The organism is Halorhodospira sp. 9628, assembly GCF_022228075.1.
Lineage (GTDB): Bacteria > Pseudomonadota > Gammaproteobacteria > Nitrococcales > Halorhodospiraceae > Halorhodospira > Halorhodospira halophila_A.
The window spans coordinates 43,093-59,915 of the sequence record NZ_JAJNRF010000003.1; the positions used below are offsets into that span (position 1 = coordinate 43,093).

15 protein-coding genes and 1 pseudogene are annotated in these 16,823 nt (G+C 67.1%); 12 read left to right on the top strand and 4 right to left on the bottom strand.

Features of this window, described 5'->3' with window-relative positions:
* Window positions 1-44: 44 nt before the first annotated feature.
* On the top strand, window positions 45-2,720 hold the full coding sequence (locus tag LRG10_RS04555; protein ID WP_255772080.1) for an AMP-binding protein: 2,676 nt from the start codon (window positions 45-47) through the stop codon (window positions 2,718-2,720).
* Window positions 2,721-2,753: 33 nt separating this feature from the next.
* Here the strand turns inward: LRG10_RS04555 and LRG10_RS04560 are convergent, their stop codons facing one another.
* Window positions 2,754-3,254, bottom strand: a complete 501-nt coding sequence (locus tag LRG10_RS04560) for a DUF2452 domain-containing protein (RefSeq protein WP_201167302.1) — start codon at window positions 3,252-3,254, stop codon at window positions 2,754-2,756.
* 102 nt (window positions 3,255-3,356) lie between these two features.
* Window positions 3,357-4,622, bottom strand: coding sequence for an adenosylhomocysteinase (locus LRG10_RS04565; RefSeq protein WP_238634799.1), 1,266 nt, complete (start codon window positions 4,620-4,622; stop codon window positions 3,357-3,359).
* Window positions 4,623-4,779: 157 nt separating this feature from the next.
* On the opposite strand from LRG10_RS04565, the gene prfB reads away from it, so the two are divergent.
* Together prfB and lysS are read left to right on the top strand one after the other, a co-directional pair.
* Window positions 4,780-5,878 (top strand): peptide chain release factor 2 gene (gene prfB / locus LRG10_RS04570; RefSeq protein WP_201242539.1). Its coding sequence is split into 2 segments (ribosomal slippage): window positions 4,780-4,851 and window positions 4,853-5,878, totalling 1,098 coding nucleotides; the frame shifts between segments, so codons are not numbered across the junction.
* Between the two features lie 32 nt (window positions 5,879-5,910).
* Window positions 5,911-7,398 carry a lysine--tRNA ligase gene (gene lysS, locus LRG10_RS04575; protein ID WP_238634800.1) on the top strand — a complete coding sequence of 496 codons (1,488 nt, stop codon included), beginning with the start codon at window positions 5,911-5,913 and terminating at the stop codon, window positions 7,396-7,398.
* Between the two features lie 9 nt (window positions 7,399-7,407).
* On the opposite strand, the gene LRG10_RS04580 is transcribed toward lysS, so the two are convergent.
* Window positions 7,408-8,373: a folate-binding protein YgfZ gene (locus tag LRG10_RS04580; protein ID WP_201167290.1), complete on the bottom strand. Its 966-nt coding sequence runs from the start codon at window positions 8,371-8,373 to the stop codon at window positions 7,408-7,410.
* Between the two features lie 273 nt (window positions 8,374-8,646).
* On the opposite strand from LRG10_RS04580, the gene sdhC reads away from it, so the two are divergent.
* The 6 genes and pseudogenes from sdhC to LRG10_RS13230 all read left to right on the top strand — a co-directional run.
* Complete coding sequence (gene sdhC, locus LRG10_RS04585) at window positions 8,647-9,036, top strand: succinate dehydrogenase, cytochrome b556 subunit (protein WP_201167287.1); 390 nt, start codon at window positions 8,647-8,649, stop codon at window positions 9,034-9,036.
* Between the two features lie 2 nt (window positions 9,037-9,038).
* Window positions 9,039-9,422, top strand: coding sequence for a succinate dehydrogenase, hydrophobic membrane anchor protein (gene sdhD / locus LRG10_RS04590; protein ID WP_201167285.1), 384 nt, complete (start codon window positions 9,039-9,041; stop codon window positions 9,420-9,422).
* A gap of 7 nt (window positions 9,423-9,429) precedes the next feature.
* On the top strand, window positions 9,430-11,220 hold the full coding sequence (gene sdhA, locus LRG10_RS04595) for a succinate dehydrogenase flavoprotein subunit (RefSeq protein WP_201167283.1): 1,791 nt from the start codon (window positions 9,430-9,432) through the stop codon (window positions 11,218-11,220).
* Window positions 11,221-11,239: 19 nt separating this feature from the next.
* Window positions 11,240-12,028: a succinate dehydrogenase iron-sulfur subunit gene (locus LRG10_RS04600; protein ID WP_201167280.1), complete on the top strand. Its 789-nt coding sequence runs from the start codon at window positions 11,240-11,242 to the stop codon at window positions 12,026-12,028.
* Window positions 12,025-12,306 carry a succinate dehydrogenase assembly factor 2 gene (locus LRG10_RS04605; protein ID WP_238632575.1) on the top strand — a complete coding sequence of 94 codons (282 nt, stop codon included), beginning with the start codon at window positions 12,025-12,027 and terminating at the stop codon, window positions 12,304-12,306. Before LRG10_RS04600 ends, LRG10_RS04605 begins: the two co-directional genes overlap by 4 nt.
* A 49-nt stretch (window positions 12,307-12,355) precedes the next feature.
* Window positions 12,356-12,616 (top strand): annotated as a pseudogene (locus LRG10_RS13230) (hypothetical protein); the annotation flags it as partial.
* Between the two features lie 82 nt (window positions 12,617-12,698).
* On the opposite strand, the gene nadB reads toward LRG10_RS13230, so the two are convergent.
* Window positions 12,699-14,342, bottom strand: coding sequence for an L-aspartate oxidase (nadB, locus tag LRG10_RS04610; RefSeq protein WP_201242537.1), 1,644 nt, complete (start codon window positions 14,340-14,342; stop codon window positions 12,699-12,701).
* Window positions 14,343-14,520: 178 nt separating this feature from the next.
* On the opposite strand from nadB, the gene rpoE reads away from it, so the two are divergent.
* Genes rpoE through LRG10_RS04625 form a run of 3 tightly spaced genes read left to right on the top strand, consistent with a single transcriptional unit; the run spans window position 14,521 to window position 16,787 of the window.
* Window positions 14,521-15,105, top strand: coding sequence for an RNA polymerase sigma factor RpoE (rpoE, locus tag LRG10_RS04615; RefSeq protein ID WP_201167424.1), 585 nt, complete (start codon window positions 14,521-14,523; stop codon window positions 15,103-15,105).
* A gap of 28 nt (window positions 15,106-15,133) precedes the next feature.
* A complete protein-coding gene (locus tag LRG10_RS04620; protein WP_201167274.1) occupies window positions 15,134-15,811 on the top strand; it encodes a sigma-E factor negative regulatory protein in 678 nt (225 codons plus the stop codon).
* A complete protein-coding gene (locus LRG10_RS04625; RefSeq protein ID WP_201167271.1) occupies window positions 15,798-16,787 on the top strand; it encodes a MucB/RseB C-terminal domain-containing protein in 990 nt (329 codons plus the stop codon). The genes LRG10_RS04620 and LRG10_RS04625 overlap by 14 nt, the downstream gene beginning before the upstream one ends.
* Window positions 16,788-16,823 lie beyond the last annotated feature (36 nt).

The following is a 16,823-nucleotide window of genomic DNA, read 5'->3' on the forward strand; positions in this document are numbered from 1 at the left end:
GCAAGACAGGAGGGAACGTGAGCGAAGAACTGCAGACCGTTCAGATGCTGGTGCGCCGGCTTAAGGAGGGCGGGCAGCGTGATGCCGTCCGGGCGCTGGATCGGGATGATCTTCACCGCTGGGATTACCAGGCCGTGGCCGAGCTCGCTCAGCAGCTGAGCGCCGGGCTGGTGGAGGCCGGTGTGGACCGCGGCGAACGGGTGGCGCTGTTCGCGCCGAACAGCGCCGAATGGGTGGTTGCCTGTCTGGCGATCCTCGATGCCGGCGCGGTAGTCACGCCGCTGGATACCCAGATGCCGCGTGCGGAGCTCACCCACGCCCTCGCTGACAGCGGTGCGCGGCGGATCTTTACCGGCGGCGAAGCGGCGCGCCGGCTTGAGGGGTTGGAACTCGAGCAGTCGCTGGAGATGATCCGTCTCGACGAACCGGCGGGGAGCGGACGAAGCTGGCGGGACTGGTTGCGCGAAGACGGCCCGGCGGCGCCGGAAATCACCCCGGCGGATCCGGCCACGCTGTTCTACACCTCGGGGACCACCGGGATGCCCAAGGGGGTGCCGCTGACCCACGGCAACATCACCGCCAACCTCAATGCGCTTCTCGGCCAGGAGCTAGCCCAGAGGGACGACCGGATCTTCGTCCCGCTTCCGTACCACCATGTCTACCCCTTTACGCTCGGGCTGATCACCCCCCTGGCGTTGGGTGCGAGCATCGTGCTGCCGTACTCAGTCCTCGGTCCGCAGATCGTGCGCGCGCTGCGCGAGGGGCATGCCACCATCATCCTCGGCGTGCCACGGCTCTACGAGGCCCTTGATGGTGCTATCCGCGGCCGCGTCGCCGAGCGGGGGGCGCGCGCCGAGCGCCTGTTCGAGGGCATGCTCCGGCTGTCCCGGACGGCACGTCACCGGTTGGGCTGGCCCTTGGGTCGGCGCCTGTTCCGTAGCCTGCATCAGCGCATGGCCCCTTCGGTGCGCATGGTTGTCGCCGGAGGTGCCCCGCTGAATCCAGAGATCGGCGAGCGACTGCGGGATCTGGGCTGGGAGGTGGCGACCGGTTACGGCCTCACGGAGACCTCGCCGATCCTGACCTATAACCCGCCGGATCGGCTGCGCCTGAAGGCGGCCGGCCTGCCGCTACCGGGTGTGGAGCTGCGCATCGATCCTGTCGAGGAGGGGGCGCGCACCGGCGAGGTGCTCGCTCGCGGCCAGAATGTCTTCCAGGGGTACTGGCACCTACCTGAAAAGAGTGCCGAGGTGTTCACCCCGGACGGCTTTTACCGCACCGGGGATTTGGGCTGGTTCGACGAGGAGGGGTACCTGCACCTGGAGGGCCGAGCCTCCGAGATGATCGTCCTCGCCGGCGGCGAGAATGTCGACCCAGAGCGGGTCGAGGGCGCGCTCTCCGCTGCCGAGGCCGTCCGCGACGCCGGAGTGCTCGAGCATGAGGGGCGCCTGGCGGCGGTGCTGTTCCCTGACCCGCAGGCCGTCCGGGATCTCGACGACGAGCAGGTACGCCAGCGGCTGAACCAGGCCCTGCACGAAGCGGCTGGGGTCCTGCCGAGCCATCATCAGATCAGCACCTATCGGGTCAGCTCCGATCCGCTGCCCAGGACGCGCCTGGGCAAGCTGCGCCGCCACAAGCTGCGAGAGCTGTTCGAAATGCTCGGCGAGGGCGCCAAGGCGGCCGAGACCGGTCCCATGCCCGAGGAGCGGATGGCGGTGGAGGATCAGCAGCTGCTGCAGATCCCCACTGCCCGCCGGGTCTGGGAGGGGCTCGTCCGCCGCTATCCGCGGGTGCGCCTGACCCCGGACAGCAATCTGCGTCTCGACCTCGGGCTCGACTCGCTGGGGTGGGTGGATCTGACCCTGGAGCTACGCGGTAGCGTCGGCGTGGCCTTGGAGGAGGAGGCCTTGGGGCGGATCGAGACCGTCCGCGACCTGCTGCGCGAGGCGGCCGAAGCCGCGGAGATCTCTCCCGATGAGAGCCGCGGGCCGGGCCTGGTGGAACAGCTGCGCGACCCGGAGGCCATGCTCAGCGACCAGCAACTACGCTGGATGCTGCCGCGTACGCGGTTCGAGCGCCTGCTCGGGGCGATCTTCTACGGCATCGACCAGGTTCTGTTCCGGGCCTATGCGCCGGTGCGCGTGGAAGGCCTGGAGAACCTGCCGGAGCGCGACCCGGTCTTGCTCGTCCCCAACCATCTGAGCGCCGTGGATCCACCGGCGCTGGGGTCGATCATGCGCTACGCCCGGATCGTGCGCATGCGCTGGGGTGGTTGGACCGGGCTGCTGTTCTCCAACCGTCTGGTGCGGCTGGTCAGCCGGGCCTGCCTGGTGCTGCCCATCGATCCGCACACCGGCCCACGCGGCAGCCTGGCGCTCGGTGCGAAAGCCCTACGGGATGGCTACGGGCTGGTCTGGTTCCCGGAGGGGCGGCGCTCGGCCGATGGCAGCCTGCAGGCGTTTCAGCCGGGCGTGGGTCTTCTGCTCCAGGCGCAGTCGGTACCGGCCATCCCGGTCTGGATCGAGGGAACCGATCGGGTCATGCCCATCGGCACCCGGCTGCTCAGGCCCGGGCGGATCACGATCCGCCTCGGAGAGCCCGTATCAGCGGAGACGCTGGATGCCGAAGGCGAGGGAGAGACGCCCGAGCTGCGCATCGCCGCGGCACTCGAGCAGCGGGTGCGCCGGCTCGGCCAGGCCGAGCCCGGGCAGGCGGAGTAGCGCCCGAAGGAGACAGGGCGGGCGCCGGCGGGTTCAGCCGGCGCCGCCGCTGCGGTGATCGGCAATCAGGCGCTGCACCATGTCCCGGGTGGCATCGGGCTGATCCATCTCGTCGAATGGTGTCCAGGAGAGGTCGGCTTCCAGGCGGTAGGACCCCTTGTAGGTATGGGGCGGGCCGTTGCGCCAATCCTCGGGAGCGAGCATGGAGAAGTAGAGTTCGCCGTCCTCGCGCTCGTAGAGGTGGTAGATGCTGCCCGGGCGCCGGGTGAAGTTGCACTTGGCCCGGTGCAGGTCCATGTCACGCTGACTTTCCTCGAGCACCTCCCGTGCCTGCTCCTGGAGGGCGCGAATCTGATCCGCGATCACCGTCAGCTTTGAGCTGGTGCGGTTGTTGATCGCCTGATCCGCCTCCTGGATCTCGCGGGCGGTGTCGACAAGGTCGATGGGCGCGGATAGCCGGCTGACCGGATAGGGGGAAGTCCGGCTGTGCCCTTCGTGACGGTCCGGATTGTCGTCGCGTTTGTAATCTGCCATAGCGTGTATACCCTAGTGCGCGTTTTCGCCTCAGGCAAGTAGCCGGGGGGTGGGCGGCGCTCCGCCGAGGCTTCGCCGCCCGCCCGGTGCATGGGGTGGCGCTCAGGGCGCTTCAAGGATGTCATCGGCCCGCCAAGCCAGGAGAAACCGGCGCTGGCTGTCGGTCAGGGCGTCGATGCCGACCCCCAGCGTTTCCAGCTTGAGGCGGGCCACCTCGGCGTCGACCTCGTCGGGAACCGGATGCACGCCGGCGCGGAGCTGGTCGCGGTGGCGCAACAGGTCGTCCGCGGCCATGAATTGCATCGCGAAGGTCTGGTCCATGACCTCGGCCGGGTGACCCATGGCCGTCGGGGCGGCCAGGTTCACCAGGCGACCTTCGCAGACCAAGTGGATCTCGCGGCCGTCGCTCATGCGGAAGGCCTCGATACCCGGTCGCGCCGGATAGCGGGATTCGGCCTGCTGGGCCAAGCCCGCGGCGTCGATCTCCACGTTGAAGTGCCCGGCGTTGGCCAGGATCGCGCCGTCGCGCATGCGCGCAACGTGCTCGGCGCGGATGACATCCCGGTTGCCCGTGGCGGTGATGAAGAAATCACCGACGCCGGCGGCCTCCTCCATGGGGCGCACGGCGAAACCGTTCATGTGGGCACGTAGCGCCCGGCGTGGTTCGACCTCCGTGATCGTCACCTGCGCCCCCCAGGCGCGGGCCTTGTGGGCGATCCCCACGCCGCAGTCACCGTAGCCGCAGATCACGACCTGCTTTCCGGCGAGCAGCAGGTTGGTTGTCAGCATCAGGTTGGTTAGTGCCGACTCGCCGGTGCCGTGGATATTGTCAAACTCGTGCTTCATCGGTGTGTGGTTGACGGCGTAAGCCGGGAAATGCAGAGCGCCCTCGGCCGTCATGGCCTGGATCCGCTGCACACCGGTGGTGGTCTGCTCGCAGACCCCACGCAGCCCGTCCAGCAGCTCGGGGCGCTGGTGAACGAGTCGTGCGGTGAGTTCGGCGGCGTCATCCAGGATCAGGTTGGGCTGGTGATCCAGGGCGCGGCCGTGGAGCCGGGCCAGCTCCGCCTCGCTGACACCGCGCCGGGCGTAGCCGCTGATCCCGGGTTGCTCATTGAGTGCCGCGACCACATCGTCCTGGCTGGAACCGGGTTCACTGCCGGTGAATACGACTTCGGCGCCGGCTGCGGCGAGTGTCTCCAGAAAGACGCCGGTTTTCGCCTCGATGTGGGAACAGACCGCGATGCATAGGCCTTCGAAGGGGCGCGTCTCGCGGTAGCGCTCGCGCAGGGCTTTGTGGACCGGCATATGGGCGCGGGCCCAGGCAAGCTTCTGATGGCCAGGCTCGGCACTGGTCGTCGTGGTCATGGGAACCTCAATCCTGATCAGCGGGTGGATGGCGCGCCGCGGCGGCGGCGCAGACACCCGTCGATGCGCACGGCTTGGATGCCGGCGCTGAAGTTCGAGGCTGCTGAACGACGGGTGAATATAGTACGATTCGCGCCCTTAGTATCCGGAGGTGCTCATGGAGATCAACCCGCTGCTTGAACAAATCGAAGACCTGCAAGGGCGTTTCGAGGCCCTGAGGGGGTATCTTTGACGAAGCCGGCAAACGCGAACGGCTTGAGGAAGTCCTGCGTGAGCTGGAGAACCCCGACGTCTGGAGCGACCCGGAGCGGGCCCAGGGGCTGAGCCGCGAGCGCTCTCAGCTGCAGTCCGTCCTGAGCACCCTCGAGGAGATCGGCGGGGTGCTCGATGACGCCGGCGAGATGGTCGCCATGGCCCGGGAGGAGGGCGACGAGGAAACTCTTGAGGCGGTCCAGGCGGATGTCCAGCGCGTCGCCACGCACATCGAGACCCTGGAGTTCCGACGCATGTTCTCCGGAGAGATGGACGCGTCCAATGCGTTCCTCGATATCCAGGCGGGGTCAGGCGGAACGGAGGCCCAGGACTGGGCCGAGATGCTGCTGCGGATGTATCTGCGCTGGGCCGAGGCCCGCGGCTTCGACACCGAGGTCATCGAGGTGACGGCCGGCCAGGAGGCGGGGGTCAAGAGCGCCACGATCAAGGTTACCGGCGAGTACGCCTTCGGCTGGCTGCGCACGGAGACCGGGGTTCACCGTCTGGTGCGCAAGTCGCCCTTTGACTCCGGCGGTCGCCGCCACACCTCGTTCTCCTCGGTGTTCGTGTCGCCGGAGATCGACGACGAGAATGTCGATATCGAGATCGACCCGTCGGATCTGCGCGTGGACGTCTTCCGCGCTTCCGGCGCAGGTGGCCAGCACGTCAATACCACCGAGTCGGCGGTCCGCATCACCCACGAACCCACCGGCGTCGTGGTGCAGTCGCAGAACGATCGATCGCAGCACAAGAACCGTGCCACGGCGATGAGTCAGCTGCGCGCCAAACTCTACGAGCTGGAGATGCAGCGCCGCCGTGCCGAGGCCGAAGCCCAGGAAGAGACCAAGTCCGATATCGGGTGGGGGAACCAGATCCGCTCCTACGTCCTCGATCAGTCCCGGATCAAGGATCTGCGGACGGGAATCGAGATCGGCAACACGCAGGCCGTGCTCGACGGCCACCTCGACCCGTTCATACAGGCGAGCCTCAAGGCCGGCCTCTGACGCTCGCCCCTGACACTGCCCGGAGTCAACGGATGTCCGAAAGCGACGAGAACAAGCTCATCGCCCAGCGCCGCGAGAAGCTGCAGGGTCTGCGCGATGCGGGCCAAGCCTTCCCCAACGATTTCCGCCGTGACGCGCTGGCCGCCGACCTTCACGAGCGCTACGGCCCGCTGGACGAGGAGGCCCTGGAGCAGGAGGGCGCTCGAGTCACGGTCGGCGGGCGCACGATGGCCAAACGGGTCATGGGCAAGGCGAGCTTCGCGCAGCTCCAGGACAGCTCGGGGCGGATCCAGCTCTATCTGCGCCGGGATGACCTGCCCGAGGGGGTCTACGCCGCGTTCAAGAGCTGGGACGTGGGCGATATCGTCGGCGCGACCGGGACGGTGTTCCGGACGAACAAGGGGGAGCTTTCCATCCATTGCGATCAGGTCCGGCTCCTAACGAAATCGCTGCGGCCGCTGCCGGAGAAGTGGCACGGGCTGACCGATCACGAGATCCGCTATCGCCAGCGCTACCTGGATCTAATCGTCAACCAGGAGAGTCGGCGCGTCTTTGCCCTGCGCACCCGCGTACTCGCTGCCCTGCGCCGTTTCCTGGATGGCCGCGGTTTCATGGAGGTGGAGACACCGATGATGCAGCCGATCCCCGGCGGAGCCGCGGCGCGACCTTTCGTGACCCACCACAACGCCCTCGGCCGGGATCTCTATCTGCGCATCGCGCCGGAGCTCTACCTCAAGCGGCTCGTCGTGGGGGGCTTCGAGCGTGTCTACGAAGTCAACCGAAACTTCCGGAACGAGGGGGTTTCGACCCGCCACAACCCGGAATTCACCATGCTGGAGTTCTATCAGGCCTTTGCCGACTACCACGACCTGATGGACCTTACCGAGGAAATGCTCCGGCATCTGGCTGAACAGGCGCTCGGAAGCGGACAGGTAACCTGGCAGGGCGAGACTTATGATTTCACTTCAACATTCGAGCGTATCTCTCTGATTGAAGCGGTCCTTCGGTACAATCCTGACCTCACGGCCGAGGAACTCGCGGATCGCGAGCAGGCGGCCCGGGCGGCCGAGGCGCGCGGGATCGAGGTGAGCTCCGGCGACGGGCTGGGCAGGATCCAGGCGGCCCTGTTCGAGGAGACGGCTGAGCCTCGGCTCCACGGCCCGGTCTTTGTAACCGATTACCCCAAGGAGGTATCCCCCTTGGCTCGCCCGCGGGACGACGAACCCTTCTACACTGAGCGTTTTGAGTTGATCGTCGGTGGTCGCGAGATCGCCAACGGTTTCTCGGAGCTTAACGACGCCGAGGACCAAGCGGATCGCTTCCGTGCCCAGGCGGCGGAGCGGGATGCCGGGGATCAGGAGGCGATGCACTACGACGGCGACTATATCCGTGCCCTGGAGTACGGGCTGCCGCCGACTGCCGGGGAGGGCATCGGGATCGACCGCCTGGTCATGCTGCTCGCTGACTGCGATTCGATCCGCGACGTCCTTCTATTCCCCGCCATGCGCCCGGAGTCGTAGGGCGGCGGTTCAGGTGCCGGCCTCGCGGAGGTGCAACGGCTGTCCGTTCACGCTCAGCGATGCGGGGCCGGCCAGCTGTGCCTCGCGCAGCGAAACGAGGGCCGTGAACCCCTGCGGCGCACCCGCTGCGCAGACGACGTGGCCGGCCAGCTGGTTGTCGGCATCACGGACCTCGCTGCCGTCCGCCGGCGCATCTCCGGTGCCCCGGGCGCGGAACATGCGCTGCTTGACCTTGCCGCGGTAGTGCGCCCGCGCCACCACCTCCTGCCCCGGGAAGCATCCCTTGCTGAAGCTCACGCCACCAAGGCGATCGAGATTCACCATCTGCGGGATGAACAGTTCCCGGCCCGGGGCGCGGATCTCGGGCTGTCCGGCAAGGATTTCCAACGCCCGCCAGGTCTCTTCGTCGGTCGGCGGCAGGTGTTCGGCAAGCACGCCCTCTACCGCGGCCACCGGGGCCGCCGGTCCGACCACCCAGTAGCGCTCCGGCGCACCGGGTAGCCGGATGATCGCCACCTCGCCGCTGCGCACAACGCCTTCGGCCTCTGGCATAGGGCGCTCACTCCATCGGGCCAGCAGGCTCCGGGCGGTCGGGCCGGCCGCCCGGAGCAGGCGCCACTGCATGTCGGGGGCGTGCACCGTCACCCTCGAGCGCAGTACATACATCTGCAGCCGGGCGACGGTCTCGGCCGCGGTGTCCTCCGGGAGGACGAGCCGGTAGCCGTCGTCCCAGGGGATGACTCGCGCCAGGGCAAGCAGCCGCCCCTTGGGCGTGCACAACCCGGCCAGCACGCTGCGTGCGTCGTCTGCAGCCGGGATGTCCGCGGTCAGGATGCGTTGCAAGAAATCCCCGGCTTCCTCGCCGGTAACCGCCACCACGCTGTAGCCGGTGCCGGTCTCGAGGCACTCCGGCTGAGAGGCACCGGCGCCGTCTTCGGGCGCATCTACCGGTACGGTCGGGAACTCTTCTCGCATAACCTCTCCTCGGTGGCTTGCTGCATCGGCGGCTTGCTGCATCTCGTGCCACTCTAGGGGCGGGATCCGTATACTGACATCGTATTCATTGTGGGTGATCATCGCCGGGGCAGCCAGCCTTAGACCGGGGCAGAATGTTAATCTTCCGTCAGCATCAGTATTCCCATTTGTTAATGCTTGCATTACGATTGTCCGCAATATAGCTTATCGTCCCGTTTCCTCACTCTTATCGTGCGCCGCAGGTTCTGACTCGGCTCAGCGGAGCAAAAATCCATGAGAAATCCGAATCGTCCGCTCTCTCCGCACCTGACCATCTACCGGCCGCAGTTGACCTCGCTGCTCTCGGTGCTCCACCGCGGCACCGGGGTGTTCGTCACCATGGCTGCGGTCCTGCTGGTCGCCTGGGTGATGGCCTTGGCCGCCGGACCCGAATACTACGAACTGCTGACGCGGGTGCTCGGCCACTGGTTCGGGCAGCTGGTGCTGCTGGGTATCACGTTCAGCCTGGCCTACCACCTTTGCAATGGCGTTCGGCACCTGGTTTGGGACACCGTGCGCGCCTTCGAGCTCAAGGCGGTCTATCGCGGCGGTTACATGGTGCTCGCCGCGAGCGTCCTGTTGACCGCCCTGGTCTGGGTGATCGCCTACGCAGGGGAGTTTTGATCATGCGTAAGTACGAGACCGCCGTCTCCCGGGCCCGCGGCCTCGGCTCGGCCAAGAACGGCTTCCACCACTGGTGGCATCAGCGCCTGACCGCGGTGGTGCTGGTTCCGCTGATGATGTGGCTGGGGATCGGCCTGGCCCTGCAGGCCGGCGCCGATTTCGAGGCGGCCCGGGCGTGGGTGGCGAACCCGTTCAACGCGACGCTGCTGATCGCCGCGATCATCATGTTGTTCTATCACGGGGCGCTCGGCGTTCAGGTGGTCATCGAGGACTACGTCCACCTCGAGGGGCTGAAGTGGTTCGGCAACCTCGCCGTCTACTTCGCATGTTTCCTGGTGGCCGTCGCCGGGATCCTGGCGGTCATCCAAATCGTTCTGGGGGGCTGAGGCGCAGATGACAGAACCGATCAAGACGGTCGAACACCAGTACGATGTCGTCGTTGTCGGTGCCGGTGGGGCCGGGCTCCGGGCGACCTTCGGCATGGCCGAACAGGGGCTGAACACCGCCTGTGTCACCAAGGTGTTCCCCACGCGCAGCCACACCGTGGCGGCCCAGGGCGGCGTCTCGGCGGCGCTCGGCAACATGGGCGAGGACGACTGGCGCTGGCATATGTACGACACCATCAAGGGGTCGGACTGGCTGGGTGACCAGGACGCCATCGAATACATGTGCCGCGAGGCGGTGCCGGCCATCGTGGAGCTGGAGCACTACGGCGTGCCCTTCTCGCGCACCGAGGACGGCAAGATCTATCAGCGCCCGTTCGGCGGCATGACCACCCACTTCGGTGAGGGAACGGCCCAGCGGACCTGCGCGGCCGCGGACCGAACCGGGCATGCCATCCTGCACACGCTCTACCAGCAGGCGCTCAAGCACAAGGCGGAGTTCTACATCGAACACTTCGCCATCGACCTGATGATGGACAACGGGGTTTGCCGGGGCGTGGTCACGCTCGACATGGAGACCGGCACGGTGCATATCTTCCGGGCCCATCAGGTGGTGCTGGCCACTGGCGGCTACGGGCGGAGCTACTTCTCCTGCACCTCGGCCCACACCTGCACCGGGGATGGCAACGGCATGGTCCTGCGTGCCGGTCTGCCGCTCCAGGACATGGAGTTCGTGCAGTTCCACCCGACCGGGATCTATGGCGCGGGCTGCCTGATCACCGAGGGGGTCCGGGGCGAGGGCGGTTACTTGACCAACGCCCAGGGCGAGCGGTTCATGGAACGTTACGCCCCGAACGCCAAGGATCTGGCCTCGCGCGACGTGGTCTCCCGCTCGATGACCATCGAGATCCGCGAGGGGCGGGGGGTCGGCGAGCACGGCGACCATATCCACCTGCATCTGGAGCATCTCGGGCCGGAGGTGATCCATGAACGGCTGCCAGGTATTGCCGAGTCGGCCCAGATCTTTGCCGGTGTCGATGTGACCAAGGAGCCGATCCCGGTCCTGCCCACGGTCCACTACAACATGGGCGGGATCCCGACCAACCACATGGGTGAGGTGGTTCATCTCAAGGGTGGTGACCCCGATGCGGTGGTTCCGGGGCTTATGGCCATCGGCGAAGCTGCCTGCGTCTCGGTGCACGGCGCCAACCGGCTCGGGTCGAACTCGCTGCTTGATCTGGTGGTCTTCGGCCGAGCCGCCGCCCACCGTGCCGCCGAAGTCATCGGCGGCCGCGGCAAACCCCATGCACCCCTGCCAGAGGGGGCGCCGGATCTGGCGCTGCAAAGGCTGGATCGGCTGCGTCGGGCCAATGGCAGCAAGCCGACGGCGCAACTGCGGGCCGAGATGCAGAACACCATGCAGAACTACGCCGCGGTCTTCCGCACGGGTGATGTGTTGGAGCAGGGCTGCAACCGGATGGACGATGTCTTCCGGGGCTTCGCCGACGTCGGGGTAACCGACCGTTCGCTGATCTGGAACTCGGATCTGATCGAGACGCTGGAGCTGGAGAACCTCCTTGGCAGCGCGGTGACCACCATCCATTCGGCGCGCAACCGCTTGGAGAGCCGCGGTGCCCACGCCCGGGAGGACTACTCGGAGCGTGATGACGAGAACTGGCTCAAGCACACGCTGGCGACGCTGCGCAGTGACGGTACGGTGGACATCGACTACCGCCCCGTCCATCTCCATACCCTGAGCGACGACGTGGAGGCGATCCCTCCCAAGGCCCGGGTGTACTAAAGACTCCAGGGAGACAGACATGGCAGAGTTCAGGCTTCCCGCCAACTCCCGCATCCGGAAGGGCTACACCTACCGTGCCCCCGACGCGGAAAAGAGCGAGAACATCCGGCGCATCCGGGTCTATCGTTACGACCCGGAGGGCGGCGCCACCCCGCGCATGGATACCTACGAGATCGACGCCGACAGCGCCGGACCGATGGTTCTCGATGCGCTGATCAAGATCAAGGACGAGGTCGATCCGACACTCACCTTCCGGCGTTCCTGCCGGGAGGGGATCTGCGGCTCCTGTGCGATGAACATCGACGGGACCAACACGCTCGCGTGTACCAAGGGCATGGATGAGATCAAGGGCGACGTGAAGGTCTACCCCCTGCCACACACGGACGTGATCAAGGACCTGGTCCCCGACCTGAATCACTTCTACGCCCAGTACGCCTCGCTGGAGCCGTGGATCAAGACCGAAACCCCGACACCGCCGGACAAGGAGCGCCTGCAGTCGAAGGAGGAGCGCGAGGCCCTCGATGGGCTCTACGAGTGCATCCTATGCGCCTGCTGCTCGACCTCCTGCCCGAGCTACTGGTGGAACGGCGATCGCTACCTGGGCCCGGCAGCGCTGCTTCAGGCTTATCGTTGGATTGCCGACAGCCGTGATGAGGGCACCGGGGAACGCCTCGACGACCTCGACGATTCCTTCAAGCTGTACCGGTGCCACACCATCATGAACTGCACGGCGACCTGCCCGAAGGGGCTGAATCCGGGCAAGGCGATCGGTGCCATCAAGCGGCTCATCGCCGAGCGTGAGACGTGACGCCGGTCGAGCACCATGCAGAGGCCGTGGCGGTGCGTAAGCGGTTGCGCTGGCGCTGCCGTCGCGGCACCAAGGAGCTGGACCTGCTCCTGGAGCGCTTCTTGGACGATCAATTCCTGCATCTCGATGCGCAGGACCAGGCGGCTTTCGAGCGGCTGCTCGGGCTTGAGGACCACTTCCTGCAGGACTGGCTGATCGCCGGGCAATCACCCACGGACGGGGAGCTGCACCGGGTTGTCGAACTTATCCGAACCACTGAGTTTCCGCCCGCGCGTTAGCAGCGCGTGGTTGCTTGTCCTAGCGGCGGCGGCCGTTGGGGGGCTGCTCGTGCTTGCCGAGCGGTCACCGCCAGTGGCGCTGTTCTTGCTCTGGGGCGGCGGACTGGTCGCGGCGCTGATCGCCGCCTGGCGCAGCCAGCGCCGTCTCCACTGGCTGCGCCGCTGTCATCTTCATCCCGACGGGCGGATCTTCCTACAGTCGCGGGACGGGCGCCGGTGCGGCGCCCGGGTGGTCAGCCGTTTCGCCCACCCATGGTTGGTCGCGCTCACCGTCCGGACCGTGGATGGGCGGCGCTACGATCTGTTCATTCCGCGCGGTCGGCTCGGTACTGAGCACCACCGGCGGCTGCGGGTCTGGGCCCGCTCGCGGCCCATTGATCCGCCGGCGGGCGTCATCGCTCGCGGAAAGAGCGCAAGTGGCCGAAAGGCCGGGGTTTTGGTGGGCGCAGGACGGTGGTGGAGCTCTGTTCATCGTCGCGCTCCGGAAAGTCCAGGGTGTAGTGTAGACCGCGGCTCTCCCGGCGCCGGCCGGCGCAGCGCACCGTGAGATTGGCTACCTCGATGAGGTTGCGCAGCTCGATCAGATCACCGCTGATGCGGAAGTTGCTGTAGTACTCGTGGACCTCGCGGGAGAGCAGGTCGATGCGCCTTGCCGCGCGTTCGAGCCGGCGGTCGCTGCGGACGATCCCCACATAGTTCCACATCGCTCGGCGTAGCTCGGCCCAGTTGTGGCTGACCACGACCTGTTCGTCGGAGTCGGTAACCCGGCTCTCGTCCCAAGGCGGGAGTTCGGGTGCCGGGATCGGCTGCTGCGCCTTGGCCGCAATGTCGCGGGCGGCCTCCGCGCCGAAGACTAGGCACTCAAGCAGCGAGTTGCTCGCGAGGCGGTTGGCTCCGTGCAGCCCGCTGCAGGCTGTCTCGCCGACGGCGTAGAGCCCCGGGACGTCGGTCTGCCCGCGTCTGTCGGCGATCACCCCGCCACAGGTGTAGTGGGCGGCGGGCACCACGGGCAGTGGCTCGCGGCGCATGTCGATACCCAGCTCCTGGCAGCGCCTCAGGATGGTCGGGAAGTGCTCCTCGATGAGCGAGTCCGGCTGGTGGCTGATGTCCAGATAGAGGCAGTCTGCGCCGAGACGTTTCATCTCGTAGTCGATCGCCCTTGCCACTACGTCCCGGGGGGCGAGTTCGCCGCGGGGGTCGAAGCGTTGCATGAAGCGTTCGCCACTGGGTAGGAGCAGGTGCCCACCCTCGCCGCGTACCGCCTCACTGATCAGGAAGGAGCGCTCCTGCGGGTGGTACAGGCAGGTCGGGTGGAACTGGTTGAACTCCAGGTTACCCACCCGGCATCCGGCCCGCCAAGCCATGGCGATCCCGTCACCGGTGGCGGCGTAGGGGCTGGTCGAGTAGAGGTAGACCTTGCTGGCCCCGCCGCAGGCGAGCACCACATAGGGTGCGTTGAGCAACTCTACGCGACCGCTGGCCTGGTCGAAGACGTAGGCCCCATAGCAGCGGTCCTCTGGCTCGCCGAGCCGCGCCCCGGTGATCAGGTCCACCGCGTAGCGGCCCTCGAGCAGATCGATATTGTCCCGCTCGATTACGAGCCCGGATAGGCTCCTTGAGATCGCCGCCCCGGTGGCATCCTCGGCATGTACGACACGGCGGTGGCTGTGCCCGCCCTCCTGGTGGAGATGCAACCCGTCGGTGCCGGCCCCGGGTGTGATGCGCGAGAAGGGCACTTCCTGGTCGACGAGCCATTCAATCGCCGTGCGTGCGCGCTCGGCCACGAATCGCGTAATATCCGAATCGTTGAGGGCCGCTCCGGCTTCCAGGGTGTCGGCAACATGGGCATCCACTGAGTCGGCCGCATCCAGCGCTGCCGAGACTCCGCCCTGCGCGTAGGGGGTGGCTCCCTCGGTCAGGGTTCCCTTGGAGAGGACCGCCACGCGAAGCTCGCGGGGGAGCTGCAGGGCCACGGTCAGCCCGGCCAGTCCGCTACCGATCACCAGGACATCGTAAGCCGTTCTTGGTTCCGCCATTTGGTTGCGCTTTTGCCAGCCTATCGGATAGGCTGCAAAGCTTCGCACGCCGCGCCACCCGCGGCAAATCACCCACCCACGATTGTCAGATTCCCGGAGCCGTGCGCGAACTCACGCCCCAGCGGAGTGTCTACAGCAGCAAGTACCGGCGCACCGACACAGGAGGGCGCCGGTGGCGATGAGCTCCGAGGAGTCGGACCGTGAGCTCGTGGAGCGTGTCCAGGCCGGTGATAAGCAGGCCTTTGACCTCCTCGTGCTGCGCTATCAGCAGAAGCTGGTCAAGCTCATCTCGCGTTACGTGCGCGATCCGCAGGAGGCGATGGACGTGGCTCAGGAGGCCTTTATCAAGGCCTACCGGGCGATACCCGGATTCCGGGGGGAGAGCAGCTTCTATACCTGGCTCTACCGGATCGGGGTCAACACGGCCAAGAACCACCTGGTTGCGCAAGGGCGCCGGCCACCGGACTCCGATGTCGATGCGCAGGACGCGGAGCGTTTTGACATCGACACCATGCTCCGCGAGCAGGATACGCCGGAGGCCGAAGCCTATCGGGACGAAGTCGAGCGCACGGTGGTCGAGGCCATCGCCGAGCTGCCGGAGGAGTTGCGTACCGCGGTCACGCTGCGGGAACTCGAGGGTCTGAGCTATCAGGAGATCGCTCAGGTCATGGAGTGCCCGGTGGGGACGGTACGCTCGCGCATCTTCCGGGCCCGAGAGGCGATCGACAAGCGACTGCGGCCGCTGACCGGCGAAGAGACATAGGGCATGGTGGCTTTCGGGGGATAAGGGTATGTCGGAAGAAGAACATCGGGACCGACTCGCAGAGCAACTCTCCGCGCTGGTGGATGACGAGTTGCCACGCGAGCAACGGGCGTTCCTGATGCGGCGTCTGGACCATGACGCCGATGCCCGCCTGCAGGTGGCGCGCTACTATCTGATGCGTGATGCGCTGCAGCGCAACCTGCCGCCGCAGCCCAGTACCGATCTGGTCGAGCGGGTGCGCGCGGGGCTGGCCGATGAGCCAGTCCACCATGTTCAGCGCGGCGCGGCTCGGCAGCCCGCAGCGCGGGATTGGCGCCGTCCGGCGTTCGGCGGTCTGATCGCCGCTAGTGTGGCGGCGGTGACCGTGCTCTGGTGGCAGGGTGGGGCGCCACCCGATGCTGGCACCGGGCCGACGGCCGGCAGCGGCGAACCGGCGACCGAGGTGGCCTCGCCGGCAGGCGGTGAGCGATCCATAGGCGGCACCACGGTTCGTCCCGTCACCCTGGGCGACAGTGGCGGACTGCCCTGGCCGGACAGCGACCGGGGCACAGCGGGAACCACCCGCGAACAGTCCTTTGATCCGGTGCCAGACGCCATGCCGTCCCGTTTGCATCGCTTCATGATCGATCACGCCGAGCAGGCCGAGTCCGACTACCCCGGCAGCATGCTTCATCAGGTACGGGTTCCGCAGCATGGGGATCCCTGATCGGGGCTGGTTCCGCGGCGCGCTCCTCTGCGCCGGTTTGCTCTGGGCCGCGCACGGCCAGGTCGCGCTGGCCGATGACAGCGGCCAGCGCGCGGCCGATGATGGCCGCGAAGCGCTCAACCGCATGGTCGAGGCCCTCGATCAGCGCTCCTACGAAGGGATCTTCGTCTACGCCCGGGCCGGCGTCGTGGAGACCGTGCGCATCGTGCACCGCGCCGACGAGGCTGGTCGCCACCAGCGTCTGGAGATGCTCACCGGAGCCCACCGGGAGCTGGTGCGTACGCCCGAGGGTGCCCTGCTGGCTGGACCTGTCCCCGAGGGGGATCGACTGCGCGGCAGTGGCGTGGCGACCGCCTTGGGCGAAGGGTGGCCCAGGGCTGACAGCATCTCCGATGAACTCTATCGTATCCGCATCGGTGGGGAAGGGCGGGTCGCCGGACGCCCGGTCCAGGTGATCTCCATCGAGCCGTTGGATCAGCTGCGCTACGGTCATCGTCTCTGGGTCGATGAAGAGAGCGGGCTGCCGCTCCAGGCCCAACTGCTGGACGGGCGCCGGGTCATCGAGCGCCTGCTGTTTACCAGCTTCCGCCTCCGCGAGGACATCGGCACCGAGGAGTTGGCCCCCAGCGGCGAGGCGCAGCAGCGGGTTGAGCGCCGCCCGGCTACAAAGACCGCAGACGGCCCCGAACCGGATTGGGAAGTGATCGACGTGCCCGCGGGGTTCTCCCGGATTGCCCACGGCCGGATACCGTCGGAGGAGCAAGGGCAGGATCCCATCGAGCACTTGCTGTTCAGCGACGGCCTGGCCACTGTGTCCGTCTATATCGCCCCGGAGCCGGAAGGTGATGAGGGGCGGGCGCGGGCCGGGGCGCTGCATGCCCACGAACGCCCCGTCGATGGCTATCAAGTCACGGCGATCGGCGACGTACCAGCCAAGACCGTCGAGCGTTTCGCGACTCGGACGCAGCGACGCTAAGACATCTCGGGAACAGTGGACCGGGCCAGGCGCCCC

What these genes read in the sequence shown, in the direction of transcription:
- sdhC (WP_201167287.1), top strand. Translation starts at nt 8,647, where the DNA reads ATGAGAAATCCGAATCGTCCGCTCTCTCCGCACCTGACCATCTACCGG.
- LRG10_RS04565 (WP_238634799.1), bottom strand. Translation starts at nt 4,622, where the DNA reads ATGACCACGACGACCAGTGCCGAGCCTGGCCATCAGAAGCTTGCCTGG.
- LRG10_RS04560 (WP_201167302.1), bottom strand. Translation starts at nt 3,254, where the DNA reads ATGGCAGATTACAAACGCGACGACAATCCGGACCGTCACGAAGGGCAC.
- LRG10_RS04555 (WP_255772080.1), top strand. Translation starts at nt 45, where the DNA reads ATGCTGGTGCGCCGGCTTAAGGAGGGCGGGCAGCGTGATGCCGTCCGG.
- sdhA (WP_201167283.1), top strand. Translation starts at nt 9,430, where the DNA reads ATGACAGAACCGATCAAGACGGTCGAACACCAGTACGATGTCGTCGTT.
- LRG10_RS04625 (WP_201167271.1), top strand. Translation starts at nt 15,798, where the DNA reads ATGGGGATCCCTGATCGGGGCTGGTTCCGCGGCGCGCTCCTCTGCGCC.
- LRG10_RS04620 (WP_201167274.1), top strand. Translation starts at nt 15,134, where the DNA reads ATGTCGGAAGAAGAACATCGGGACCGACTCGCAGAGCAACTCTCCGCG.
- LRG10_RS04600 (WP_201167280.1), top strand. Translation starts at nt 11,240, where the DNA reads ATGGCAGAGTTCAGGCTTCCCGCCAACTCCCGCATCCGGAAGGGCTAC.
- lysS (WP_238634800.1), top strand. Translation starts at nt 5,911, where the DNA reads ATGTCCGAAAGCGACGAGAACAAGCTCATCGCCCAGCGCCGCGAGAAG.
- LRG10_RS04580 (WP_201167290.1), bottom strand. Translation starts at nt 8,373, where the DNA reads ATGCGAGAAGAGTTCCCGACCGTACCGGTAGATGCGCCCGAAGACGGC.
- sdhD (WP_201167285.1), top strand. Translation starts at nt 9,039, where the DNA reads ATGCGTAAGTACGAGACCGCCGTCTCCCGGGCCCGCGGCCTCGGCTCG.
- nadB (WP_201242537.1), bottom strand. Translation starts at nt 14,342, where the DNA reads ATGGCGGAACCAAGAACGGCTTACGATGTCCTGGTGATCGGTAGCGGA.
- rpoE (WP_201167424.1), top strand. Translation starts at nt 14,521, where the DNA reads ATGAGCTCCGAGGAGTCGGACCGTGAGCTCGTGGAGCGTGTCCAGGCC.